A 22,477-nucleotide genomic window follows, 5' to 3' on the forward strand; every position below is an offset into this window, starting at 1 on the left:
AAGGTCCGAGCATCGAAAGGCCCGACATGACCATCTCACGGCGTACCGTGCTGGCTGCCTCGGCGGCGACGGTGGCGGCACCGCTTGTTGTGTCCGACGCGGCGCAGGCGCATCCCAAGAACGGTCCCGAGACGTACCACCTCACCGTGCTGGGCACGTCGGACACTCACGGCAACGTCTACAACTGGGACTACTACAAGGACGCCGAGTACGACGACAGCGCGCACAACGACGTCGGTGTCGCCAAGCTCGCCGCCCTGGTGAACAAGCTGCGCAAGGAGGCCAAGGGCGCCACCCTCGTCCTCGACGCCGGCGACACCATTCAGGGCACGCCGCTGGCCACGTACTACGCCAAGCAGGAGCCGATCACCACTACCGGTGAGAAGCACCCGATGGCCCGGGCCATGAACGTGCTCCACTATGACGCCATCACGCTCGGCAACCACGAGTTCAACTACGGTCTTCCGCTGCTGAACCTGTGGATCCGCCAGCTCGGGTTCCCGGCCCTGGCCGCCAACGCGGTCAGCGCCAGGACCGGACGGCCGGCTTTCACGCCGTACATCATCAAGAAGGTCTCTCTGGGCCGGCACGCGCCGACCCTGCGGGTGGGCATCCTCGGGCTGACCAACCCGGGCGTGGCCATCTGGGACAAGGGCAACGTCGAGGGCAAGCTGAACTTCCTCGACATGGTCGGCACCGCCGCCAAGTGGGTGCCGGTCATGCGGGCCCGCGGCGCCGACATCGTGCTGATCTCGGCGCACGGCGGCGACAGCGGCCTGTCGAGCTACGGGCCGGAGCTGCCGAACGAGAACCCAGCCGCGCTGATCGCGCAGAACGTGCCCGGCATCGACGCCATCCTGTTCGGACACGCGCATCAGGAGATCGCGCAACGCTTCGTGACCAACACGAGGACCGGGCAGCAGGTGCTCATGTCGGAGCCGTCGAAGTGGGGTCAGCGCCTCACGAAGATGGACTTCGACCTGGTGCGCGAGAAGGGCCGCTGGCGGATCACGACCAAGGCGGCGGCCACGCTGAACACCAACACGGTCGAGGCCGACCCCCGGGTTCTGGCCGCGGTCAAGGCACAACACGCCAAGACCGTGGCGTACGTCAACCAGGTCGTGGCCACCTCGACCGAGGAGCTTTCGGCGGCGACGTCGCGCTACCAGGACACCCCGATCCTCGACTACATCAACAAGGTGCAGACCGACACGGTGACCGCCGCCCTGGCCGGCACCGAGTACGCGAGCCTGCCGGTGTTGTCGATCGCCGCGCCGTTCAGCCGCACCGCGGTGTTCCCGAAGGGCGAGGTCAAGATCAAGGACGTCGCCGGGCTCTACATCTACGACAACACGCTCGAGGCCGTCGTGCTGACCGGCGCCGAGGTGAAGGCGTACCTGGAGTATTCGGCGAAGTTCTTCGTCACGCTGGCCCCGGGCGCGCCGGTCGACCCGGCCGCGATCAGTGACCCGTCGATCCCGGACTACAACTACGACGTGTTCTCCGGCGTCGACTACGACATCGACATCAGCAAGCCGGTGGGCTCGCGGATCACCCGGCTCCAGATCGCCGGGGCCGACGTCGACCCGGCCGCGCGTTTCGTGGTGGCGGTGAACAACTACCGGCGTTCGGGCGGCGGCAACTTCCCCGGCATCGTGAAGACGCAGGTCTACAACGCGCAGCAGGAGATCCGCCAGTTGCTGATCGACTGGGCGCAGGCCAAGGGCTCGATCGACCCGGCCGACTTCTTCGTCAAGAACTGGCAGCTGGTGCGCGAGGGCGTCCCCGTTTTCTAAAGGAGCGCGACGGTCAGCGCGGCCGTCGTCAGGACGGTCGCGCCGAACACGATCCAGTAGGGGTAGCCCTCGTTGCGCCCGCGCCGGGCCTCCCGGGCCCGGCGCGCCGCTGAGACCATCCCGGGCAGGACGCCGACCAGGGTCCAGAAGATCACCGGCAGCCAGGAGGGCGGTGCGGGCCGGGCGGTCGGGTCCATTTCCTCCGGGTACGCGACGAGCAGCCGGCCCGGAGGGGCCCAGGGCTCACTGTGGGCCGGCTCCGGGCGGGACGGCGGAAGGGCCCAGGGCGGTGCCGTCGGGTAGGTCATGCGCGACCCATCGGCGGCGACCTTCGCTTCTTGAGGTTAGTTTTCGGGAGCAATTCTCACGGGAACCTGCATCTCGGTCACCCACTTGTCGAACTCGCCCGGCGGGCAGTCGAGGTACACCTCCCGGGCGAAGCCGGGCTCGATCGTGCGGTGACCGTTGTCGTCGATCCAGTTGGCGATCTTCTGCCCGGTCCGGAACGCCTCGGACATCGGGCCGTGGTGCAGCGCCGTCGCCGCCCGTTCGATCGGTGGCAGCGTCACCACGTCGAAGCCCGCCTCCGGCCCCACCTCGGCCGCGCCGATCGGGAAGGCCGCGTGCACCCGGATGGTCTCCTCGCCGGGCTCGGTGGGCGCCGGTTCGTACCAGGCGAGCGGCGCGCCCGTCATGGCCACGCCGTGCCTTTCCATCAGCTCCATGAGGCGTGGGTAGAGCGGACTGAGATTTTCGGTGATCGACGTCGGGTGGTCGTAGCCCTCGGCCGTGGCGGACAGCTGCGCCACCCGCATCGCCGGGATCGTCTTGAGGACGACGTCTCCGGTGTCCATGTGCCCCTCACTTTCGATCATGCGGAGGCGCGCGTCGACCTGGGCCAGGCGGGCGGTGTCCTGCCGCATGCGCGTGGCCAGTTCGGCCCGGCGCAGGCGCAGCATGCCGCGCAGCTCGGCCGTGTCCACCTTCTCGTCGATCAGCGTCTGCACTTCCTGCAGGCTGAAGCCCAGGTCTTTCAGGGCGGTCACCCGGTTGAGCAGGCGCAGCTGGGCCGCGGTGTAGAAGCGGTAGCCGCTGTGCGGGTCGACGTGGGCGGGACGGAGCAGGCCGATGGCGTCGTAGTGGCGCAGCATGCGCACCGACACCCGGCCCAGGGCGGCGAACTCTCCGATACTGAACATGGTCGGCTCAGCCTGAGGCCTGACACCGTGTGAGGGTCAAGGGTTGGTGCCGGCGCCGGTCCCGCCGGGGTCCTGCTCGGTCGGCGGGGTGGTCACCGGCGTCGTCGGCGGGGTGGTGGCCGGCGTCGTCGGCGGGGTGGTCGCCGGCGTCGTGGCCGGCGGCGTGGTGGTGGGCCGCGTGGTCGGCGGCGTCGTGGTCGGCTTGGTGGTCGGCGCCGTCGACGTCTCGGCCTGGGACGGGGTCGGGCTGGCCGAGCGCGATTGGCCGCTGCCGCCGCGGTTGGTCTGCCGGGACGTCTGCTCGGCGCTGGGCGTCGTCTCCGTCGGCTCGGCGGTCGGCTCGAGGGAGGTGACCGGGGCCGGCGCGTTGTTGGTCCCGTTGTCGTTCTTCTTGGCGTCGTCGTTGCCGCCGCCGCTGAGCGCGATGGCGAGGCCGAGGCCGCCCGCCAGGACCAGGAGCGTGACCACGGCGACCAGCAGCGCGGTCTGGCTGCGGGGCGGGCGCCGGGCCGCGGTGGTGGCGGCCGCGGGCATGGGCGTGGGCGGCAGGTCGCGCGGGAGCGGGACGGCCCGGGTGGGCGCGGCCGGGCTCAGCGGGGCGACCTTCATCGTGCCGGTGAGCCGTTTCCAGTCGAGTGGGCCGGCGGCCGCGAACGCCGCCTCGGCGAACTCGGCGGCCGTCTCGAACCGGTCGGCCGGCTGCTTGGCCATCGCCCGGGAGATCAGGTGGACGACATCGTCCGGCACGTCGGCCGGCAGCGGCTCGGGCTCGTCCTCGAGGTGGCGCAGCGCCACCTGGAGGGCGTTGTCACCGTCGAACGGCGGGTGGCCCGAGATGCAGTGGTAGGCGACCGCGCCGAGCGCGTAGATGTCGGTGGCGGGGGAGACGTTGCCCTTGGCGACCTGTTCGGGCGCCATGTAGAGCGCGGTGCCGACGATCGCGTTCACGGCCGTGACGCTCGTCACGGCGTTCGACCGGGCGACGCCGAAGTCGACCAGCACGACCGTGCCGTTCGGCTTGACGATCAGGTTGCCCGGCTTGACGTCGCGGTGCACCGTGCCGTTGAGGTGGGCCGCGTGCAGCGCCTCGGCCGCCTGGGCCACGATCGACATGACCTCGGTCACCGGCATCGGGCCCTGCTTGACCCGGGTCGAGAGCGGTTCGCCCTCCACGTACGCCATGACCAGGTAGGCGACCGAGTCCTCACCGCCGTCCTCGTCGGCGCCGGCGTAGTCGTAGACCTCCACGACGCCGGGGTGGCGGAAGGCCGCCATCATCCGGGCCTCGCCGTAGAACCGGGCAGCGAACTCGGGGTCGGACAGCATCGCGGAGCGCAGCACCTTGACAGCGATGGTGCGGCCCAGCACGACGTCGGTGCCGCGCCAGACGTCACCCATGCCGCCCGTGGCGATGCGCTCGTCCAACCGGTATCGGTTGCCCAGGAGGTGTCCCGCAGTGAGCACCAAGGGACCTTATCTAATCAGGTGGCGGAGCCACAGCGGTGAGAAACGTGAGAGCCGAGCAGCGCTCAACTTTAGCGAGCCCGGCCGATCCGCGTGGGGCCAGAGGGTCCTGACCGATTTGTCCGTATTTTACGGGTCGGGCGGACACGCCTGGTCGCCGGGCGGCAAAGGGCTCCGTCCGGCGACCAGGGATCAAGGGATTACTTCGTGTCGTACGTGGGGGTGACCACGACCGCCGTCTCGGCCAGCTCAAGCTCCTCGTTCTCGGCCTGGCGCTCCAGCGCGGCCCGGGCCGAGCTCGCCGCGGCCCAGCCGATCGCGGCGCCGAGCAGGCCCACGCCCACGATCAGGCCCCACGGCCGTCCCGGACGGCGCCCGGCGAGCGCCGCGTAAGCGGCGTTGGCCCTGGTCCAGGCCACATCGGCCTTGTCGCCGGCCTTGCCGGCGAGCTTGTAGCTCTGCTTGCTCGCCTTGCGGCTGGCTTTACGGGCCTTGCGGCTCGCCTTGCCCGCCAGGTCCGCGGTCTCCTTGGCGCTGTCGCCGGCGGCGGCCATGGCGGACGACAGGTAGTCCCAGGCCTGGGCGGCCGTACGCTCGGCCTTGCTCTTGCTGGTGAACATGTCTCCTCCTGCGTTCCGGCTACATCGTTAACCCTGCCCATGTGCGCCATTGGTGAAACGTGTCCCGTGTGGACGCCATCACGTTTTGGAAACGACTTGCCACGCCCCGGTAGTCTTGACCCGGTTCACACGAGGCACTCAGGTGTCTGACAGGTTTGGGGCCTAACCTTTCGGTCAGTCTCACCGAACCTTTCGAGGGTGGCGGTGCTCGCTCGGCCAGGAGCGGCGTCATCCCCGAGCGCGGGCGGCGACGGCGTCGACACGCCGTGCGGTGGTCTGTGCATTGGAGGAACGACGCCTGGAGATTCCGGGCGGGTGGAGGGAATTGGCGTGACGCTGTCGATAATGACGTCGACGCTTGCCGGCGATGTGGTGGAGGTCTCGCCCAGCGGCGAGATCGACGTCGAAAACGCGTACGAGATCCGCGAGGCCGTTGGCGAGCAGCTCGCCGCCGGGCCGCCCGGCCGCATCGAGCTCAACCTTCAGAACGTCACCTTCATCGACTCCGTGGGCATCAGCGCCCTCGTGGCCGCCTTCCAGCTCGCCGCCGTGAGCGACGTCAAGCTCGTGGTCACGCGCCCCAGTCGTTTCGCTCACCGTCAGCTCTGGGTGACCGGCCTTCTGGGCCTGTTCGGCAACCCGGAGCCGTACGCCGAGAGCACCGCGCAGCCGGCCACCGCCAGCAGCTGAGGCGTGTCCTAGGCCAGCGCCGACGCGTGGACCTGGATCGTCTCGAGGTTCATGCGCACGTCCACCGCCTCCATGGGCGGGCGGATCGGCGTGACCACGGCGAAATGCTCGGCCAGCGCGGCCAGATCCGTGTCCGGTTCGAGTAGCTCATCGGCGGCCTGCACGGCCGTACGGACGAATCCCTCACCCGCCTCGGCGATGCTCACCTGCACCTGGCCGAACGAGGCCAGCGACGTCCGGCGCAGCCCGCGGATGCCGTCCAGATGGAGATCCGGCACGTTGAGGTTGAAGACGGTGCCGGTCGGCGTGTGCCGCAGCGTCGGCGCCAGCCGCACGGCCAGCTCGGCCGCGCTCTCCCAGTGCCGCTTCTCGTCCTCCTCGTGGTCGAGGGCGGCCAGGGCGGCCCCGCCGCTGCGCGCCGACGAGGCGCGGGGCGAGAGCACGTCGAGCGAGACCGCCATCCCGTGCAGCCCGGCGTACGAGCCGGTCAGCGTGGCCCCCACGGTCCCGGAGTGCACGACGGCCGAGCCGGCGTTGGCGCCCCGGTTGATGCCCGAGAAGACCATCTCGGGCGGTTCGCCGAACGCCTCCCGCAGGGCCAGGAGCACGATGTACGCGGGGGAGGCGGCCACCGCGTACGCCGGAATGTGTCTGGCGTGCGGCAGTTCCCGCTTGTGCAGAATGATCTTGCCGTGTTCCTCGACCGCCGTCATCGCGGCGCTGCTGCCGCTCGCCTCGGTGACCGGCGCCGCGACCACGACGTCGTGGCCCTCCCGCGCCAGCGCCCGGGCCAGATGTCGCAGGCCGGGCGCGTCGATGCCGTCGTCGTTGGTGACCAGGATTCTCGTCATCACGCCTTCTTGATCGGGGTGAGCTTGACCCGCTCGGTGAGCACCTGGACCGCGTCCAGGTGGCCGGTGCCGAGTCCGTGCCGGGTGACGTTGAGCGCTCCGGCGGCCGCCCCGGTGCGGACCGCGTCGTGCATGTCGCCGCCCTTGGCCAGGACGGCGGCGACGCCCGCGGTCATCGAGTCGCCGGCGCCGCGATGGTCGGCGATCGACAGCTTCGGGATGCCGACCCGGTAGATCTCCTCGTTGAACATGGCCAGCGCGCCGGCGTCGGCCCGCGACACCAGCACCGACTCGGCGCCGTCGTCGTGCAGCTTGAGCAGGGCGTCGGTCAGCTGCTTCTCGGAGTTGTCCTTGGCCAGCCCGTCCTTGATCAGCTCCTCGTGGCTGATCTTGACGACGTTCAGGCCGGCCTTCAGCACCGCCTTGAGGTGGTTGCCGCACAGGTCGGCGATCACCCGGCAGCCGTTGGCCCGCAGGTCCTTGGCGAGACGGCCGTAGACGTCGGCCCGGATGACCGAGGGGTGCGCGGGGCCGCTGAGGATGGCGTTGCCGGCGCGCAGGCCCTCGGCCAGGGCGAGGTTGTAGAGCTCGTCGAGCTCGTGCCGGGTGAACGGGGCGCCGGGCTGCTCGGCGATCTCCTTGCGCTTGCCGTCGCGGCGGTCGTGGACGTACCAGCCGCTGCCGCTCTCCCGCGGGATGGTGCGCAGCTGGACGCCCTTGAAGTCGAGCAGGGGCTTGAGCACCCGCCCGACCTCACCGCCCACGGCCGCGCACAAGGTCACCTCGGCGCCGAGCGAGGTGATCATCCGGGTTTGCCAGATGCCCTGACCGCCCGGGTGGACATGCAGTTCCGGTACGTCGTGTTGCTGTTCGATCGTCACCGTCAGTTGCGGTGCCGGCGCGAAGACCATGACCCGAGCGTCGCCCATAAACGACATTTAAGCCGCAAGTCTCGCTATGGGTGCCGATTCCGGCGATTCAGAGCTCCAGGGCCTCGTTGGTGAGGTCCACGATCTCGCCGGTCAGATCGGGCCGGGTGCGGAGCAGATCTTCCAGGCGTACCCGCCACTTGCCGGCCTCGACGTCGGCCGCGTACCGGTCGCCGCCGGTCTCGACCAGCGCGGTGAGCAGCCGCTGGCGGGTGTCGGCGAAGTGGCCGTAGGTCTCGCTGCCGAGCCGCCGCAGGATCCGGGCGGCGAACGTCTCGGACTGTGGGCTGCCGGCGGCCCGGACGAAGGCCCGGGCGCCGTCCCACGCCACCCGTGGCTGGTGGATGACCATGGTCATGCTGGTGTCCTCCCGTGTTCGCATGGTCACCAAGCGTAGTAACCAGCGAAGACCCCAAGCGACGGGTCGGCGGACGCGGTGACCGATGTGATCAGGGTGCACCCTGAGGTGTGATGATCGCCATACCTGGCGATCACCATCCGGCGGGGGAGCAGCGGCCTCCGGCGCCGACCGGTTCGACCTGAAGCGTCGCGTGCTCGATGTGGAAGTCGTCGTGCAGGGCGTCGCGAGCCGTGCTGAGCACGGTGCCGAGCTCGGCCGCCGGTTCCAGGCTCAGGTGGGCCGAGGCCACGTCCATGCCCGAGGTGAGCGTCCAGACATGCAGGTCGTGCACGTCGCAGACGCCCGGCACGGCGGCCAGGCGGGCCCGGACCCGGGTGATGTCCAGGTGTTGCGGCGCGGCCTGGACCAGGATCCGCACGGCCGAGCGGCCGAGCGCGAAGGTGCGCGGCAGGATCAGCAGCGCGACGATGACGGCGACGATCGGGTCCGCGTACGACCAGCCGGTCAGCCCGATGATCGCGGCGGCCAGGATGACGCCGACCGAGCCCAGCAGGTCGCCGATCACCTCGAGGTAGGCCCCGCGGACGTTGATGCTCTCCTGGGCGCCCTCGCGGAGCAGCGCGAACGCGATCAGGTTGATGATCAGGCCGCCGGCCGCGACGATCAGCATCGAGCCGGCCGGCACGTCCGGTGGATCGGTGAAGCGGCGCACGGCCTGCACCACGACGAAGCCGGCGACGGCGGTCAGCAGCACGGCGTTGGCCAGGGCGGCCAGCACCTCGAGCCGGTAGAGGCCGAAGGTGCGCTGGGAGTCGGTGGCGGCGCGGCCGGCCGCGGTGATCGCGGCCAGGGCCATGGCGATGCCGAGGACGTCGGTGAACATGTGCCCGGCGTCGGAGAGCAGCGCCAGCGAGCCGGTCGCCCAGGCGGCCAGCGCCTCGACGATCATGAACGCGGCCAGCAGGCCGGCAGCCCACCACAGGCGGGAGCGGTGCTTCGCTCCTGCCCTCAGCGCTTGACCACCGTGGTCGTGCCCGGCTCCCATGCATCAACCTTCCGTCGGCCCCGTAAGCCTCCGCCAATGTATGCGGACATTGCTATGTGTGCAAGTTGAACTCTTGCCAGACCGCTGGGGTATGAAGTCATGGACAAGTCAAAAGCTCCGCCTGGAAAGGACCTCATCTCCGTGTCCAGACGTACCCTCGCGATTGTCATGGCAACGGTGCTCGCCGTGGTCGGCGCCGCGTCGCCCGCTGCCGCTCATTCCCCCGCACGGGGGCCTTCCGTCCTCGCCCTGCCCGACGGGTTCCAGCCCGAGGGCATCGCCATCGGCCACCAGCCGTACGCCTACTTCGGTTCCCGCGCCGACGGCGACATCTACCGGGTCAACCTGCGGACCGGCGCCGGTGCGACCCTGAGCCAGGGCCCGGGCACGCCGTCCCTGGGCCTGAAGGTCGACGACCGCGGCCGGCTCTTCGTGGCCGGCGGCAGCGGCGGCGACGCCCGCGTGATCGACACGCGGAGCGGTGCGGTGCTGAAGTCGTACACACTCCAGACCGTCCCGTCCTTCATCAACGACGTCACGCTGACCGGCGGCGCCGCCTGGTACACCGACTCCACCAACCCCGTGCTGTTCAAGCTGCCGCTCGGCCGGCACGGCAAACTGCCGGCGAAGGCGGTGGCGGTCCCGCTGACCGGCGACATCGCCTACGCCACCGGGGTCAACGCCAACGGCATCGCGCCCACCCCCGACGGCAAGGCCCTGATCGTGGTGCAGAGCAACACCGGAAAGCTGTTCCGGGTCACGTACGACGGCAAGGCCACCCTGATCGACCTGGGCGCCGAGAACGTCACGAACGGCGACGGCCTCTGGCTGCGCGGCCGCACGCTGTACGTCGTGCAGAACCGGCTCAACGTGATCACCAAGATCGAGCTGAACCGGAAGGGCACCGCCGGCACCGTCGTCTCGCGGACCGGCAGCCCGAACTTCGACGTGCCGACCACGATCGCCGAACACGGCAAGCGGTTCTACCTGCCCAACGCCCGGTTCACGACGCCGGCGACGCCGGAGACGACCTACACCGCGGTCGGGGTGCCTATCCCTTAGGCAGCCAGCCGGCCACGGTTCCGACAGTGGTCAGGCGCTGGGTGGCCCGGGACAGGGCGACGTACAGGGTGCGCATGCCGGCCGCGTCCCCGGTCAGGGACGACGGCTCGACGAGCACCACCGCGTCGTACTCCATGCCCTTGGCCTCCAGCGCCGTGACCACCTGGACCCGCTCCGGCAGGCCGGCCACCCAGCCGGCCATCTCGTCGCGGCGCGGCACCGGGGTGATCACGCCGATCGTCCCGTCGACGTCCGCCAGCTGCTTCTCGGTCACCTCACGCACCAGATCGGGCAGCGCCGGCGCGGCGGCGACCAGGTCGACCGGGTCCACACCGGTGCTGCGCACGGCCCGCGGCAGCGGCAGATCGGGCATGATCACGCGGATCACCTCGGCCGCCACCGCGAAGATCTCCGACGAGTTCCGGTAGTTCGTGGTCAGCGCGAAGCTGTTGCGCTTGCGGGAGCCGAGAGCGCGGTCGCGGGCCCGGTCGAGCTCGTCCGGGTCGCCGGCCCAGGCCGTCTGCGCCGGGTCACCGACGATCGTCCACGACGCGTACGAACCGCGGCGGCCAATCATCCGCCACTGCATCGGCGAGACGTCCTGCGACTCGTCGACGACCACGTGCGCGTACTCGCGGTAGTCCTCGTCGCGCTGCACCTGCTGGGCCCGCTGCGCGGCCTGCCGGTCGGCGTACGTGCTGACCTCCTGGATCCCGTCCCGTACGTGGAACGGATTCTTGGTCTTCTTGGCGGCCTGCCGGGGCCGGCCCAGGACCTCGTCCAGCTCGTCGAGCAGCGCCACGTCGGCGATCGTCGGCCCCTCGGTGGCCAGCGCGTCGAACGAGCCCTGCAGGCGGGCGATCTCGTCACGGGACAGGACCCCATTGGCGTACGCCTTGAGCCGCTGCGGAACCGCCAGCCAGCGCAGCACCCGCATCGGCGTGAAACGCGGCCACCACTGACGGAGGAAGTCACGGAAGTCGCCCCGGTCGGCCAGCTCGGACTCGAACTCGCGCTTCTCCGGCAGGCCGCTCACCTTGTGCTGGCGGGCCTGCGCCCAGAGCGCGTCGAAAAGCCGGTCGAAGCCCACCCCGCGAACCTCGTTGCGCCGGGCCCCGCGCGGCAGCGCGGACCGCCGGATCTTGTCGAGCTCCTCCCGGCCCAGGCGCAGCAGGGTGCCCCGGTAGAGCAGGCGCAGCTCGGTGGGCCCGTCCGGAACGGCGTCGTGCGAGGCGCGCTCGAGCACCCGGCGCATCCGCAGCGAGCCCTTGACCGCGGCGATGTCGCTCGGGTCGACCCGGGTGGCGGCGTAGCCCGGCACGAGCGTGCCCAGCGAGCGCAGGGTGGCGGTGTCCTCGCCGAGCGACGGCAGAACGGTGGCGATGTACTCGACGAAGACGCCCGAGGGCCCGACGACGAGGATGCCACCCCCGGCGAACCGGTTACGGTCCGAGTAGAGCAGGTAGGCGGCGCGGTGCAGAGCCACGGCGGTCTTGCCGGTGCCCGGCCCGCCGGTCACGATCGTCACCCCGGAGGCGGGGGAGCGGATCGCGTCGTCCTGTTCCCGCTGAATCGTGGCGACGATGTCGCGCATGCCCCGCCCGGTCGCCTTGGACAGGCTGGCCAGCAGGGCTCCGTCACCGACAACCCGCATGTCGGCCGGCGCGGCATCGGGGTCGAGCAGGTCATCCTCGATGCCGGTGACCCGCTCACCACTCGACTGGATCATCCGGCGCCGCACTACCCCGAGCGGCTCGGCCGCGGTGGCCCGGTAGAAGGCGGCGGCGGCCGGCGCCCGCCAGTCGACCACCAGCGGTTGCGAGCTGTCGTCCCGAATACCCATGCGGCCGACGTAGTGGGTGGCCCCGGTCTTCAGATCGAGCCGCCCGAACACCAGCCCCTCGTACTCGGTGTCGAGAGCGTGCCGCCGCCGCGCGGCGTGGAAAACCATGGCATCCCGCTCAACCAGGGCGCCGAAGTTCCCGACACCGGCAAGCTGGTAGCCCTCCTTCTCGGCGCGCGAGGCATCCCGGCGCAGCTCAGCGAGCCGGGAGTACACCCGGTCCACGTGCCCCTGCTCGACCGCGATCTCCTGCTGCAGAACGGTGGCGTCGCTCAACTCCGTGGATCTCCCTATGTCCGCGCCCCCACGTGCAGGGGGCAATCGAACTTACTCCCCCCACACATCCCCCGTCTGCTCCGACCCCCGCTTCCCCGCCAACTCGCGTTTTCCGACCCCTACCGGTTCTCACCCCACCCCGCTTCGTCCTTGCCCTTTTCTGCCCGGGCTGCCCGGTTCGCCCCTTCCCGGGTTCACTGCCTTCCTCTCCTGGGTTGGGCCTTCCTAGGTTCGGCTTGCCTCGGCCTGGCTTCCGGACCCGGCGGCTGCTGAACCGTCACAGCTTCCGCCCGGCCTCGAGCGATGCGGGCGAATTGTCAGAACTTCTGGCCGCTCTTGTCCGGGCCATCGGGCTCGGACAAGCATCCGATTTTTCGGTTATTTACCGCCTTATCAAGCGCTACGTCGGCCCTGTCGGGCCTTGCTGCGGCTCGGTGAAGCGGTGACCGAGCGACCTGGCTCTGAGAGTGCCGCGATCCCGATCAGGACCCAGGCCGAGGGCTCGAAGCCGGTGACCTTCACGCTGCGGTGCACAAGGTGCCCATGCGGCCTGGCTCGCGGTGTTCAAGGTGCCCATGCGGCCTGGCTCTGCGGTGCCTGCACGTCGCGGTACTCAAGGTGCCCATGCGGCCTGGCTCGCGGTGTTCAAGGTGCCCATGCGGCCTGGCTCTGAAATGCCTGCACGTCGCGGTACTCAAGGTGCCCATGCGGCCCGGCTTTGGCGGCCCGTGCGCATGGTATGGGGATAGCCGCGCGATCGGGTGTCGAGGTGGCTGAGCGGCCCTGGCTTTGTGGGGGTGGCTATGCGGCCTGGTTCACGGGCTGGGCGATTCGGCGTGGGCGGCGGGAGCGGGTGGCGCGGCGGACGATGGTGGTCAGGGCGGCCGAGACGTCGTCGGGGCGTTCCAGGGTGAGCATGTGGCCGGCGCCCGGCAGGACCGTCAGGGTGGTGCCGGGCAGGGCCGCGGCGATCGACTCGGCGCAGGCGGGTGGGGTCAGGCGGTCGCGTTCGCCGACCAGCACCGCGGAGGGGACGTCGCCGAGCGCGGCCAGCGTGTCGAGGCGCTGCTGGGCGCCGATCGAGGCTCGGAAACCACCTATCGAGCGCAGCGACGTACGGCCTACGCAGCGCATCGTCACCTGGAGGGCGCTGTCGTCGAGGTCGTCGCCGAACAGCAGCCAGCGTACGGCCGGGCGCAGGGCCGGCAGCAGGAGCCGGTGCGGCGCCCACGGGCCGGACCGGGCGAGCAGGCCGGCGCCCAGCACCTCGCCGGTGCGCATGACTGCCGCCAGGCTGGAGGGCAGCCCGTACCTGGTGTGCGTGTGCCCCTCGGCCGTGGTCGAGACGAAAAGAAGGCCGGCCACGCGGTCGGCGAATTCCTGGGGGTACGCGTGTGCGTACTCCATGATCGTCATCCCGCCCATCGAGTGCCCGGCGAGAATGACGGGGCCCGTGGGGGCGTACGTCTCAATGACCTCGGCGAGGTCCTCGCCGAGCCGGCCCAGAGTCGCGCCGCCGAGATCGGTCGCGCCGGATCGGCCGTGTCCCCGCGCGTCGTAGGTGATCACCCGCGGGCGCCGCCGGCCCAGCTGCTTGAGAGCGGTGACCTGCTGGCGCCAGGTACGCCGGTCGAGGCACCAGCCGTGCACGAGCACGACGGTGGCCGGGGCGTTCGCCTCACCGTGGATCTCGACGTGCATCTTCACGCCGTCGCTGAGGGTGAGCTCAGGCATCGGGGCACCTCCGGGGATCTACCGCGCCCCGTATGTACCCACGGGTAATAATCATCACTCGTGATCGACCGAATTGCCAGGCTCCTGAGGGCCGCACTCGGGACTTTCGGCCCTTGCGCTCAACGTGAGTTGTCTCGCACTCGCTGTTCACCTCGCCCCGCGGGGTGAGAATCGTCGTATGACGACGGACCCGGCATCCGCCCCCAGCGCCCCGATCACTTCCGCTGCTGAAGCCCTGGCCGAGTTGCTGGCCGGCAACAAGCGCTTCGTTTCCGGCCGGCCGGAGCACGGCCATCAGGTGGCGGCCGCGGCCGCCGCGTCCGGTGGCCAGCAGCCACACGCCGTCGTGATCGGCTGCATCGACTCCCGGGTGCCGCTCGAGGCGATCTTCGACCAGACCTTCGGGTCGATCTGCGTGGTCCGCTCCGGCGCCCACGTGGTCGACCGCGCGGTCCTCGGCTCGGTGGGCTTCGCCGTGTCGGCCCTGGGCGTGCCCCTGGTCGTGGTCCTGGGCCACAAGCGCTGCGGCGCGGTGGCCGCCACGGTGGATTCGCTGCGAGCTGGAGCTCAACCGGCGGGCGACATCGGCTACCTGGTCGACGAGATCACCCCGGCCGTACGCGCCGTCGGCGTGGACGACCCGGACGCCCCCGAGAAGGCCATGCGCGCCCACGTGAGCCGCACCGTCCGCCGCATGCAGTCCATCGACGTGGTCGCTGACGCCATCGCCACCGGCCAGGCCGACGTGGTCGGCGCCGTCTACGACCTCGACACCGGCCTGGTCGAGATCCTGCCCTGACCCCGCCCCGCCAGGCCGTCTTCCCCGCCCCGCCAGGCCGTCTTCCCCGCCCCGCCAGGCCGTCTTCCCCGGCCCGGCTCTGTCGGCTCTCGCCGAGCCCGTCTTTCTCGACCCGACTCTGTCGTTTCGCCGGGATTGTCCCTCCTTTGCGCGGCTCCGACGGCCGCACGACCTTCCGCAGCGCGGATGCGACGGCTTGGCCGATCTTCGCGGCGCGCGATGCGACGGTTCGGCCGGGCGATCTTCGTGGCGCGCGATGCGACGGTTTGGCCGATCTTCGCGGCGCGCGATGCGACGGTTCGGCCGGGCGATCTTCGTGGCGCGCGATGCGACGGCTTGGCCGGGCAACCTTCCGCGGCGCGACTGACCTTCGCCGGGTGAGGCCTCCTGGCTAGGCCTTCTCCGCTGAGACGCGCTCTCCTCGCAGGCGACGGACGGTAACCGCCTGGCCTGTTTTCCTCCGTTAGGCAACACGGGCGGTGTCTACGCGCCCGGCCTTCTGCGGAGGAGAGCCGCGTCCGGTTTGTCATTTGGTGCGACGATCGTGCCCTGCTGATCCCTCTGGGCCGATCTTCGACAGACGCGAAAAGGCGCCTCTCGGCGAACATGCCGGGAGGCGCCTTTATCGGCGCTGAATTCGCGGTACGGCCGGAGCCGGCGCGCGAGTAACGCGGCTAGCGGGCCGGGCCCGGTGTGGACCCGGTCGCGAGCGTCAGGGAAGGGCTCAGCCCTCGAAGACGCCGGCCTCGGCCAGGCGCTTCTCGGTGGCGCCCCAGCCGTCCTGCGGGTGGGCGGACTCGAGGGCCTCGAGCTCGGCGCGGATCTTGGCGCCGTGGCCCGCGGCGGCGAGGAGACGGATCTCCTCGACGAACGCCTCGGAGTCGGTCTTGAGGTGTGCGGTCTTGCCATTGGTCAGGTTGCGCACGTACGCGAAGCGGCCGTTGGCGAGCGGGATGAGGTACTTGTACTCACCCAGCACGCTGAGGGCGCCGCCCGAACCCTGTCCGGCGCGGACTGATGCGCGGGCGGTCTTTGAGGTGTTGCTCGCCACGGCGGGACTCCTTGAGGAAAACAGAAAAAAGGCCGTACCAACTCTACACGATGCCGGCGGGACCGTGCCGTCCGAGCAGGTTGAGGCGTTGTAACGGGTGTGCCACTACGGCCGATCCGATGTCGATGTTGCCGATTCTCTGGCGCACCATCCGTACCAACCGGCATCATGGGACACGATCAACCGCGGTCGAGGTCGTAGGGGAAGACGCACCTCGGTCTCCGGGAGGTCACCGTGCCAACGTGTGGCGTCGTATACGTCCACTCGACTCCACTCGCCGTGTGCCAGCACGTCGAGTGGGCGATCGCGCGTGTGCTGACCGCGCCGGTCACCCTGCATTGGACCGCCCAACCGGTTGATCCCGGTATGCGGCGGGCCGAGTGCAGCTGGACCGGGCGGGCCGGCACAGGTGCCGAGCTGGCTGCTGCCCTCAGGCAGTGGCCCATGATCCGTTTTGAGGTTACCGAGGAACCGAGTCCCGGCGTCGACGGCGAGCGCTTCATGCACGTGCCGGGCCGCGGCCTCTTCCACGGGGTCATGGGCGCTTCCGGGGACATTCAGATCGGCGAGGACCGGCTGCGCGCGATCATGGCCTCCGCGCGAGCGCCGGAGGCTCTTTCGCATGCCCTGGAGAAGGCGCTGGGCACGGCCTGGGACGCCGAGCTGGAGCCCTACCGCTACGCCGGCGACGGCGCCCCCGTCACGCTCCTGACCCGCGTCGGCTGACCCGAGGCCCGCGGCAGGCCCGCCGGACCGGCCCGACGGCGGGCGGATCCCGGCGGGCGGATCCCGGCGGGCGGACCCGCCGGCCGGATCCCGGTGGGCGGACTCGCCGGGCCGGACCCCGGTGGGCAGACCCCGGTGGGCGGACCCCCGGCGGGCGGGGTTGGACGGGTGCTGCTTCGATGGCTGGCGTGATGAGGACAGCCCGCGCCGCTCTGGTCGTACCCCTGCTTCTCGCCGCGGCGGCGTGCAGTGACGACCCCGCGCCGGCCGCGGCGCCTCCGCTACCGAGCGTGTCCGCCCCGCCGTCACCCTCCGCAGCGACCGGTGATCCGGTGGCCGACGCCCTCGCCCGGATGTCCGACGCCGACCTGGCCGGCCAGGTGCTCATGCCGTATGCCTACGGCAGCGCCGCGACCAGCGTCGACAAGACCTCGGCGGCCGGCAACCAGGGCCTGGCCGGCGTGGACACCCCGGCCGAGATGATCGCCAAGTTCCATCTCGGCGGCCTCATCCTGGTCAGCTTCACCGCCCAGGACCCGACCGGCACCACCAACCCGACCACCAACGTCGAGAACCCGAAGCAGGTGCGCGCGCTCACCGACGGCCTTCAGGCGGCCGCCGCGCGGACCCCCGGCGGCGCCCCGCTGATGATCGGGATCGACCAGGAGTACGGCGTGGTCACCCGCGTCACCAACGGCGTGACCATGCTTCCCTCGGCCATGGCGGCCGGCGCCGCCGCCCAGCCGAAGCTCACCGAGAACGCCTGGCGCGCCGCCGGCGAGGAACTGGCCGCCATGGGCGTCACCGTCGACTTCGCGCCCGTGGCCGACACCCTCGGGCCGCCGGACAATACGGTGATCGGCTCACGGGCGTACGGCTCGGATGCCGAAGCCAACGCCGCTCAGGTCTCCGCCGCCGTTCGCGGTCTTCAGGGGGCCGGCGTCGTCGCCGGCCTGAAGCATTTCCCCGGCCACGGCCACACCAGCGGCGACAGCCACGACAGCCTGCCGGTGGTCACGCAGAGCCGCGCGGACTGGGAGACGCAGGACCTGCCCCCGTTCCGTTCGGGTGTCGAGTCCGGCGCCGGCGTCGTCATGTCCGGCCACCTGGACGTTCAGGGCCTGGACAAGGGCGTACCCGCGACCTTCTCTCACAAGGTCATGACCGAGGAGCTGCGGGGCCGGCTCAAGTTCACCGGCGTGGCCGTCACCGACGCCATGAACATGCCGCCCGCCATGAAGTGGCCGCCCGGCGAGGCCGCCGTCCGTGCTCTGAACGCCGGCAACGACATGCTGCTGATGCCGCCGGACATCGCGGCCGCCCGCGACGGGATCGTGGCCGGGCTGAAGGACGGTTCCCTCAAGCGTGAGCGACTGGTCGAGGCGGTCACCCGCATCCTCACCCTCAAGCTCCGCCGGCCCGCTCGGTCTCGTCCGGACGTCGCGACTGTCGGTTCCCCGGCCCACGCCGCCGCCGTGGCTCCCTTGGCCGCCGCCGCGGTCACCGTCCTTCGCGGCTCCTGCGCGGGGCCGCTGCTCACCGGCCCGGTCTCGGTCTCGGCGGACGGCGTCCGCGAGACGGCCAAGCAGACCCTCATCAAGGAGCTGCAAGCGGCCGGCGTCAAGGTTCAGCCGAGTGGGGGGTCGGTCATTCGCTTGGTGGGGTACGGCGACAAGCCCGCCGACCTGGACGCGACGGCGGCCGTGACGATCGCGATGGACACCCCGCACCTGCTGGCCTCGTCCACGTCGAAGACGTTGATCGCCACGTACTCCTCCAGCCGCCTCTCTCTCGCGGCGGCCGCCCGGGTGATCGCCGGCCGGGCCAAGCCCACCGGCCGGTCCCCGGTGAGCGTCGCCGGCCTTCCCGCCACGGCCTGCGCGGCCTGACTATTCGGCCGTCGCGTAGTGCGCGACGGCCAGCAGCAGCCCGAGCGACCCGGCGAAGGCCCCGCCGGCGGTCAGGATGGCCGCCGGCACGTTGTCGCCCGCCGCGTGGGACAGCACGCCCGCGGCCCCGCTGACGACGGTGGCGGCAACCACCATCACGAGAACCCGGACCCGGCGCGGCAGTTCGAGCCGTCTTCTGTCGGTCATGGTCGCCCGCCCAAGGGTGTCGAAGTGACTACCCAGAGCATCTATTCACGCTCGCTGAATTTTCCACAGTCTCCATATAGAGTGAAAGAATCTCCGGAAAAAGTCAGCCACGTGGCAACTCGATAGGCTGCAATCTGCCACGAGGCACCGTAACTTTCGCGGTCGGTCATCGTTGGCGAGACTGGTGCGCGCCCGATTGTCCAAATACACGGCATTTCGTCCACGTTCTGAATAAGGAATCTCGCCCGTGAATATGACCTTCCCGCAGAACGATGGGGCTCAGCCCGCATCCCGGGCTCCGTTGCGCGCTGTAGCCAACAAATGCAGCAGCGGCAGTTGCCCGACGGTGTATGCCAGCGAATCGGGCACCGTGGTGGTGCAGGGATTCTCGGTGTCCGCGGAGCAAGCGGGTATCGACGTTCCCGCCGGCGAGAGACTGGTGGAGATTCCCCGCGAGCTGCTGGTCGAGGCGGTTCGTAACCTGTCCTGAAACGGGCATGAGCGGGACCGGGGAGGGGGTGCCGAGATTTCCATCGTTCCGGGCGCCCCCGACCACGAGGACGAGCCGGTAGGCGTCACCCTGGGCCGCCTGCGCCGGTCCCAGCGGCTGACCGGCGCGCAGCTCGCGGCCATGGTCGCGATGAGCCAGCCCAAGATCTCACGGATCGAGCGTGGTCAGGGATTCGTGGACCCGGAGGACGTGGGCGTCATCGCTCGCGCCCTCGGTGCGGACGAGGACCTTGTCCACATCCTGATGAGCCACGCCGAGCGATCACAGGACCGGATGACCGACTGGCGGCCGGCGAAATTCGGCTTCGTTGGCCAGCAGAACACGATCATGGATTGGGAGCGGTCGGCCACCAGATTCCGCGATTTCCGCATGACGCTGATGCCGGGCCTGTTGCAGACCAGTGGCTATGTGAAGCTCGTTCTGCAGGCGTTTCAGCGGCTGGGGTCCATCGAAGTGTCAGGCCGTACCGAACAGTCGCTTCTGGCCACCGTGGCGGCGAGACTCAGGCGGCAGGAAGTCCTGGCCGACCGCTCGAAGTCCTTTCGGTTCATCGTGTGGGAGCCCGTGTTCAAGCCGGGTGGCTATCCCCCGGTGGAGATGCTGGCGCAGATCAGCCATCTTCGTGGAGTCGTGGAACAACGCGCGAACGTCAAGGTGTCGGTGATCCCGCAGGAGGCGCCGGTCGAGATCCCGCCTCAGCACGGCTTCAATCTGCTCGATGAAAGCCTGGTGATCGTCGACCTCTACAACACCGGCCTCATCTCGCGGAGCCGTAAGGACGTGGAGACGTACGGCCGGGTGTTCGAAGCGCTCGAGGAGCACGCCATCGCCGTCGAGCCCTTCCTGGACAGATACCAGGATCTCTACATCGACATGTTGCGGGCCGGCCGCGAATAACGGGGGCCGGCCCGCACAGCGAGCCGGCCCCAGTTTCTCGATCGATCAGGCCCGGGTGAAGACCAGAGCCACGTTGTGGCCGCCGAAGCCGAACGAGTTGTTCATGGCCGCCGGGATGTCGAGGGGGCGGGCCTTGTGTGCCGCCACGTCGAGGTCGAGGCGGTCGTCCGGGTCGTCCAGGTTGATGGTGGGCGGGACGACGCTGTCGCGGATCGCCAGAATGACGGCGATCGACTCCAGGGCGCCGGCCGCGCCCAGCAGGTGGCCGGACATCGACTTGGTCGAGGTGAGCACCGGGTGGGTGCCGACCGCGGCCTTGATGCCGACGATCTCGCCCATGTCGCCGACCGGGGTCGACGTGGCGTGGGCGTTCACGTGGACGATGTCGGCGCCGGTCAGGCCGGCGTCGCGGATCGCCCTGGTCATCGCCCGGGCGCCGCCCTTGCACTCCGGGTCGGGCTGGACGATGTCGAAGCCGTCCGAGGTGATGCCGGCTCCCGCCAGCTTGGCGTAGATACGCGCGCCGCGCGCCTTCGCGTGCTCGGCACGCTCCAGCACCACCGCACCCGCGCCCTCGCCGAAGACGAAGCCGTCACGGCCCTTGTCCCACGGGCGGGACGCCTTCTCCGGCTCGTCGTTGCGGGTCGACATCGCCCGCATGTTGGCGAAGCCGGCGTACGGCAGCGGGTGGATGACCGCCTCGGTGCCACCGGCCAGGACCATGTCGGCCCGGCCGGAGCGGATGATGTCCAGGCCGAGCGCCATGGCCTCGGCACCCGTCGCGCAGGCGCTGGCCATCGCGTGCACGCCGGCCTGCGCGCCCAGTTCGATGCCGACCCAGGCGGCCGGGCCGTTGGGCATGAGCATCGGAACCGTGTGCGGGCTGACCTTGCGCTGCCCGGACGCTTCGAGGATGTCGTCCTGGTTGAGGAGGGTGAGCGCGCCGCCGATGCCACTGCCGAGGCTGACGGCGAGGCGCTCCTTGTCGATCTCCGCGCCCTCGAGGCCGGCGTCGGCCCAGGCCTGCTTCGCGGCGATCAGGGCGATCGCCTCGGAGCGGTCCAGCCGGCGCATCTTGACCCGGTCGATGACCTCGGACGGCTCGACCTTCAGCTGCGCGGCGATCTTGACAGTGAGCTGGTCGGCCCACTCCGCGGTGATGCGACTCACCCCGGAGCGGCCGGCGAGCATGGCGTCCCAGGTGGACGCGACGTCCCCGCCCAACGGGGTGGTCGCGCCGAGCCCGGTGACGACGACGTCGACATTGCTCATGTCAGTGGTTCGCCTCGATGTAGCTCACCGCGTCACCGACGGTCTTCAGGTTCTGGACCTCGTTGTCGGGGATCTTGACGCCGAACTTCTCCTCGGCGGCCACCACGACCTCGACCATGGACAGCGAGTCGACGTCCAGGTCGTCGGTGAAGGACTTACCCTCGGCGACGTCGTCCGGGTTCACCCCGGCGACCTCCTCGAGGATCTCGGCGAGGCCGGAGGTGATCTCTTCGCGTGAAGCCATTACAGGTGTTTCCTCTCAATGGTGGGGACTGCTCCGTACAGGACGGTCAACTGCTCAGGGGCAGCGGACGACCTGGCCGGCGTAGGTGAGGCCGCCGCCGAAGCCGAAGAGCAGGACGGGCGCGCCCGAGGGCACCTCCCGGCGCTCGACCAGCTTGGACAGGGCCAGCGGCACGCTCGCCGCCGAGGTGTTGCCGGAGTGGACCAGATCCTTGGCCACGACGACGTCGGGGCCGAGACCGAGCCGCTTGACGATACCGTCGATGATCCGGGTGTTCGCCTGGTGCGGCACGAACGCCGCCAGCTCGGACGGGGCCACGCCGGCCCGCTCGCAGACCTGCAGGGCGAACGGCGCCAGCTCGGTGGTGGCCCAGCGGAAGACGGTCTGGCCCTCCTGCTTGATGTACGGCTGCCAGCCCTCGATGAGCAGGGCGTCGCCCTTCTCGGGGGCCGAGCCCCACAGGACCGGGCCGATGGCCGGCTGCTCGCCGTCGGCCACGCCGGTGACGACCGCGGCGCCGGCGCCGTCGCCGAAGAGCACGGCGGTGGTGCGGTCGGTCCAGTCGGTGACGTCGGAGAGCTTCTCGGCGCCGATCACGATGGCGTTGCGGGCGGCGCCGGCGCGGATGGCGTGGTCGACCGTGCCGAGGGCGTAGCTGAAGCCGGAGCAGGCGGTGTTGAGGTCGTACGCCGCAGGGGCGTTGATGCCGAGGCGGGCCGCGACCCGGGTCGCCACGTTGGGGCAGCGGTCGACCGCCGAGCAGGTGGCGACCGTGACGAGGTCGATGTCGGCCGCGGTCAGGCCGGAGGCGGCCAGCGCCTTCTCGGCGGCGAAGGTGGCCATGTCGGCCACGGACTCGCCGTCGGCGATGCGCCGCTCGGCGATGCCGACCCGGCTCTTGATCCACTCGTCGTTGGTGTCGATCGTCGCGGCCAGGTCGTCATTCGTGACGATGCGCGAGGGCTGGTAGTGCCCCATCGCGACGATGCGGGAACCCGCGGTCATGATCAT

The 22,477-nt window shown here is 70.4% G+C and carries 23 protein-coding genes; 8 read left to right on the forward strand and 15 right to left on the reverse strand.

Annotation, left to right across the window (positions count from 1 at the left end):
* The first annotated feature begins 26 nt into the window (after positions 1 to 26).
* Positions 27 to 1,796 (forward strand): 5'-nucleotidase C-terminal domain-containing protein, encoded by a 1,770-nt coding sequence (locus ACGFJ7_RS26240; protein WP_360252191.1) that lies wholly within the window; start codon positions 27 to 29, stop codon positions 1,794 to 1,796.
* Here the strand turns inward: ACGFJ7_RS26240 and ACGFJ7_RS26245 are convergent.
* The 4 genes from ACGFJ7_RS26245 to ACGFJ7_RS26260 form a co-directional block, all read right to left on the reverse strand.
* Positions 1,793 to 2,104, reverse strand: a complete 312-nt coding sequence (locus ACGFJ7_RS26245; protein WP_360252194.1) for a hypothetical protein — start codon at positions 2,102 to 2,104, stop codon at positions 1,793 to 1,795. The two genes, ACGFJ7_RS26240 and ACGFJ7_RS26245, sit on opposite strands and share 4 nt — an antisense overlap.
* A 36-nt stretch (positions 2,105 to 2,140) precedes the next feature.
* Positions 2,141 to 2,995, reverse strand: coding sequence for a MerR family transcriptional regulator (locus tag ACGFJ7_RS26250; RefSeq protein WP_360252197.1), 855 nt, complete (start codon positions 2,993 to 2,995; stop codon positions 2,141 to 2,143).
* A gap of 36 nt (positions 2,996 to 3,031) precedes the next feature.
* Positions 3,032 to 4,459 carry a serine/threonine-protein kinase gene (locus tag ACGFJ7_RS26255; RefSeq protein WP_392644301.1) on the reverse strand — a complete coding sequence of 476 codons (1,428 nt, stop codon included), beginning with the start codon at positions 4,457 to 4,459 and terminating at the stop codon, positions 3,032 to 3,034.
* A 200-nt stretch (positions 4,460 to 4,659) separates the two neighbouring features.
* Entirely contained in the window at positions 4,660 to 5,079 is a 420-nt protein-coding gene (locus tag ACGFJ7_RS26260) for a hypothetical protein (RefSeq protein WP_360252203.1), read from the reverse strand.
* Between the two features lie 330 nt (positions 5,080 to 5,409).
* Here ACGFJ7_RS26260 and ACGFJ7_RS26265 point away from each other — a divergent pair, with 330 nt between their 5' ends.
* Positions 5,410 to 5,769 (forward strand): STAS domain-containing protein, encoded by a 360-nt coding sequence (locus ACGFJ7_RS26265; RefSeq protein ID WP_360252206.1) that lies wholly within the window; start codon positions 5,410 to 5,412, stop codon positions 5,767 to 5,769.
* Between the two features lie 8 nt (positions 5,770 to 5,777).
* Here the strand turns inward: ACGFJ7_RS26265 and surE are convergent, their stop codons facing one another.
* The 4 genes from surE to ACGFJ7_RS26285 form a co-directional block, all read right to left on the reverse strand.
* The gene (surE, locus tag ACGFJ7_RS26270) at positions 5,778 to 6,620 is read right to left on the reverse strand and encodes a 5'/3'-nucleotidase SurE (protein WP_360252209.1); all 843 of its coding nucleotides are present in this window, start codon (positions 6,618 to 6,620) and stop codon (positions 5,778 to 5,780) included.
* A complete protein-coding gene (locus tag ACGFJ7_RS26275) occupies positions 6,620 to 7,549 on the reverse strand; it encodes a 1-phosphofructokinase family hexose kinase (protein ID WP_245922961.1) in 930 nt (309 codons plus the stop codon). The genes surE and ACGFJ7_RS26275 overlap by 1 nt, the downstream gene beginning before the upstream one ends.
* 49 nt (positions 7,550 to 7,598) lie before the next feature.
* The gene (locus tag ACGFJ7_RS26280) at positions 7,599 to 7,931 is read right to left on the reverse strand and encodes a hypothetical protein (RefSeq protein WP_360252212.1); all 333 of its coding nucleotides are present in this window, start codon (positions 7,929 to 7,931) and stop codon (positions 7,599 to 7,601) included.
* Between the two features lie 109 nt (positions 7,932 to 8,040).
* A complete protein-coding gene (locus tag ACGFJ7_RS26285; RefSeq protein ID WP_360252215.1) occupies positions 8,041 to 8,955 on the reverse strand; it encodes a cation diffusion facilitator family transporter in 915 nt (304 codons plus the stop codon).
* Positions 8,956 to 9,123: 168 nt separating this feature from the next.
* Between ACGFJ7_RS26285 and ACGFJ7_RS26290 the strand changes: the two genes are divergently transcribed.
* Entirely contained in the window at positions 9,124 to 10,017 is an 894-nt protein-coding gene (locus tag ACGFJ7_RS26290; RefSeq protein ID WP_392644303.1) for an SMP-30/gluconolactonase/LRE family protein, read from the forward strand.
* On the opposite strand, the gene ACGFJ7_RS26295 is transcribed toward ACGFJ7_RS26290, so the two are convergent.
* Both ACGFJ7_RS26295 and ACGFJ7_RS26300 read right to left on the reverse strand, forming a co-directional pair.
* The gene (locus tag ACGFJ7_RS26295; RefSeq protein WP_392644304.1) at positions 10,007 to 12,136 is read right to left on the reverse strand and encodes a HelD family protein; all 2,130 of its coding nucleotides are present in this window, start codon (positions 12,134 to 12,136) and stop codon (positions 10,007 to 10,009) included. The two genes, ACGFJ7_RS26290 and ACGFJ7_RS26295, sit on opposite strands and share 11 nt — an antisense overlap.
* 801 nt (positions 12,137 to 12,937) lie before the next feature.
* Positions 12,938 to 13,870 carry an alpha/beta hydrolase gene (locus ACGFJ7_RS26300; RefSeq protein WP_360252224.1) on the reverse strand — a complete coding sequence of 311 codons (933 nt, stop codon included), beginning with the start codon at positions 13,868 to 13,870 and terminating at the stop codon, positions 12,938 to 12,940.
* Positions 13,871 to 14,048: 178 nt separating this feature from the next.
* Between ACGFJ7_RS26300 and ACGFJ7_RS26305 the strand changes: the two genes are divergently transcribed.
* Positions 14,049 to 14,669 carry a carbonic anhydrase gene (locus ACGFJ7_RS26305; RefSeq protein ID WP_360252227.1) on the forward strand — a complete coding sequence of 207 codons (621 nt, stop codon included), beginning with the start codon at positions 14,049 to 14,051 and terminating at the stop codon, positions 14,667 to 14,669.
* A 724-nt stretch (positions 14,670 to 15,393) separates the two neighbouring features.
* Here ACGFJ7_RS26305 and ACGFJ7_RS26310 read toward each other — a convergent pair.
* Positions 15,394 to 15,720, reverse strand: coding sequence for a hypothetical protein (locus tag ACGFJ7_RS26310; protein WP_360252230.1), 327 nt, complete (start codon positions 15,718 to 15,720; stop codon positions 15,394 to 15,396).
* A 234-nt stretch (positions 15,721 to 15,954) separates the two neighbouring features.
* Between ACGFJ7_RS26310 and ACGFJ7_RS26315 the strand changes: the two genes are divergently transcribed.
* Together ACGFJ7_RS26315 and ACGFJ7_RS26320 are read left to right on the forward strand one after the other, a co-directional pair.
* A complete protein-coding gene (locus ACGFJ7_RS26315) occupies positions 15,955 to 16,446 on the forward strand; it encodes a DUF3145 domain-containing protein (protein ID WP_360252233.1) in 492 nt (163 codons plus the stop codon).
* Positions 16,447 to 16,625: 179 nt separating this feature from the next.
* A complete protein-coding gene (locus tag ACGFJ7_RS26320) occupies positions 16,626 to 18,335 on the forward strand; it encodes a glycoside hydrolase family 3 N-terminal domain-containing protein (RefSeq protein ID WP_392644305.1) in 1,710 nt (569 codons plus the stop codon).
* Here ACGFJ7_RS26320 and ACGFJ7_RS26325 read toward each other — a convergent pair whose 3' ends face one another.
* Positions 18,336 to 18,542 (reverse strand): hypothetical protein, encoded by a 207-nt coding sequence (locus ACGFJ7_RS26325; RefSeq protein WP_360252236.1) that lies wholly within the window; start codon positions 18,540 to 18,542, stop codon positions 18,336 to 18,338.
* A 247-nt stretch (positions 18,543 to 18,789) separates the two neighbouring features.
* Between ACGFJ7_RS26325 and ACGFJ7_RS26330 the strand changes: the two genes are divergently transcribed.
* Together ACGFJ7_RS26330 and ACGFJ7_RS26335 are read left to right on the forward strand one after the other, a co-directional pair.
* Positions 18,790 to 19,032 (forward strand): hypothetical protein, encoded by a 243-nt coding sequence (locus ACGFJ7_RS26330; protein ID WP_392644307.1) that lies wholly within the window; start codon positions 18,790 to 18,792, stop codon positions 19,030 to 19,032.
* A 90-nt stretch (positions 19,033 to 19,122) separates the two neighbouring features.
* Positions 19,123 to 19,950 (forward strand): helix-turn-helix domain-containing protein, encoded by an 828-nt coding sequence (locus tag ACGFJ7_RS26335; protein ID WP_392644553.1) that lies wholly within the window; start codon positions 19,123 to 19,125, stop codon positions 19,948 to 19,950.
* Positions 19,951 to 19,995: 45 nt separating this feature from the next.
* Here the strand turns inward: ACGFJ7_RS26335 and fabF are convergent, their stop codons facing one another.
* From fabF to ACGFJ7_RS26350, 3 genes are read right to left on the reverse strand one after another with little or no spacing between them, the layout of a single operon-like run.
* Positions 19,996 to 21,222 (reverse strand): beta-ketoacyl-ACP synthase II, encoded by a 1,227-nt coding sequence (gene fabF, locus ACGFJ7_RS26340; RefSeq protein ID WP_360252239.1) that lies wholly within the window; start codon positions 21,220 to 21,222, stop codon positions 19,996 to 19,998.
* A gap of 1 nt (position 21,223) precedes the next feature.
* The gene (locus ACGFJ7_RS26345) at positions 21,224 to 21,466 is read right to left on the reverse strand and encodes an acyl carrier protein (RefSeq protein WP_097320124.1); all 243 of its coding nucleotides are present in this window, start codon (positions 21,464 to 21,466) and stop codon (positions 21,224 to 21,226) included.
* A gap of 54 nt (positions 21,467 to 21,520) precedes the next feature.
* Positions 21,521 to 22,471 carry a beta-ketoacyl-ACP synthase III gene (locus ACGFJ7_RS26350; RefSeq protein ID WP_360252243.1) on the reverse strand — a complete coding sequence of 317 codons (951 nt, stop codon included), beginning with the start codon at positions 22,469 to 22,471 and terminating at the stop codon, positions 21,521 to 21,523.
* Positions 22,472 to 22,477: the final 6 nt, after the last annotated feature.

This window comes from Actinoplanes sp. NPDC048988 (genome assembly GCF_043197815.1).
GTDB lineage: Bacteria > Actinomycetota > Actinomycetes > Mycobacteriales > Micromonosporaceae > Actinoplanes.

Bases quoted from the DNA above. Each gene is read 5' to 3' on its own strand.
- ACGFJ7_RS26240 (WP_360252191.1), top strand. From the start codon at position 27: ATGACCATCTCACGGCGTACCGTGCTGGCTGCCTCGGCGGCGACGGTG.
- ACGFJ7_RS26245 (WP_360252194.1), bottom strand. From the start codon at position 2,104: ATGACCTACCCGACGGCACCGCCCTGGGCCCTTCCGCCGTCCCGCCCG.
- ACGFJ7_RS26250 (WP_360252197.1), bottom strand. From the start codon at position 2,995: ATGTTCAGTATCGGAGAGTTCGCCGCCCTGGGCCGGGTGTCGGTGCGC.
- ACGFJ7_RS26260 (WP_360252203.1), bottom strand. From the start codon at position 5,079: ATGTTCACCAGCAAGAGCAAGGCCGAGCGTACGGCCGCCCAGGCCTGG.
- surE (WP_360252209.1), bottom strand. From the start codon at position 6,620: ATGACGAGAATCCTGGTCACCAACGACGACGGCATCGACGCGCCCGGC.
- ACGFJ7_RS26275 (WP_245922961.1), bottom strand. From the start codon at position 7,549: ATGGGCGACGCTCGGGTCATGGTCTTCGCGCCGGCACCGCAACTGACG.
- ACGFJ7_RS26280 (WP_360252212.1), bottom strand. From the start codon at position 7,931: ATGCGAACACGGGAGGACACCAGCATGACCATGGTCATCCACCAGCCA.
- ACGFJ7_RS26285 (WP_360252215.1), bottom strand. From the start codon at position 8,955: ATGGGAGCCGGGCACGACCACGGTGGTCAAGCGCTGAGGGCAGGAGCG.
- ACGFJ7_RS26290 (WP_392644303.1), top strand. From the start codon at position 9,124: ATGGCAACGGTGCTCGCCGTGGTCGGCGCCGCGTCGCCCGCTGCCGCT.
- ACGFJ7_RS26300 (WP_360252224.1), bottom strand. From the start codon at position 13,870: ATGCCTGAGCTCACCCTCAGCGACGGCGTGAAGATGCACGTCGAGATC.
- ACGFJ7_RS26305 (WP_360252227.1), top strand. From the start codon at position 14,049: ATGACGACGGACCCGGCATCCGCCCCCAGCGCCCCGATCACTTCCGCT.
- ACGFJ7_RS26320 (WP_392644305.1), top strand. From the start codon at position 16,626: ATGGCTGGCGTGATGAGGACAGCCCGCGCCGCTCTGGTCGTACCCCTG.
- ACGFJ7_RS26325 (WP_360252236.1), bottom strand. From the start codon at position 18,542: ATGACCGACAGAAGACGGCTCGAACTGCCGCGCCGGGTCCGGGTTCTC.
- fabF (WP_360252239.1), bottom strand. From the start codon at position 21,222: ATGAGCAATGTCGACGTCGTCGTCACCGGGCTCGGCGCGACCACCCCG.
- ACGFJ7_RS26345 (WP_097320124.1), bottom strand. From the start codon at position 21,466: ATGGCTTCACGCGAAGAGATCACCTCCGGCCTCGCCGAGATCCTCGAG.
- ACGFJ7_RS26350 (WP_360252243.1), bottom strand. From the start codon at position 22,471: ATGACCGCGGGTTCCCGCATCGTCGCGATGGGGCACTACCAGCCCTCG.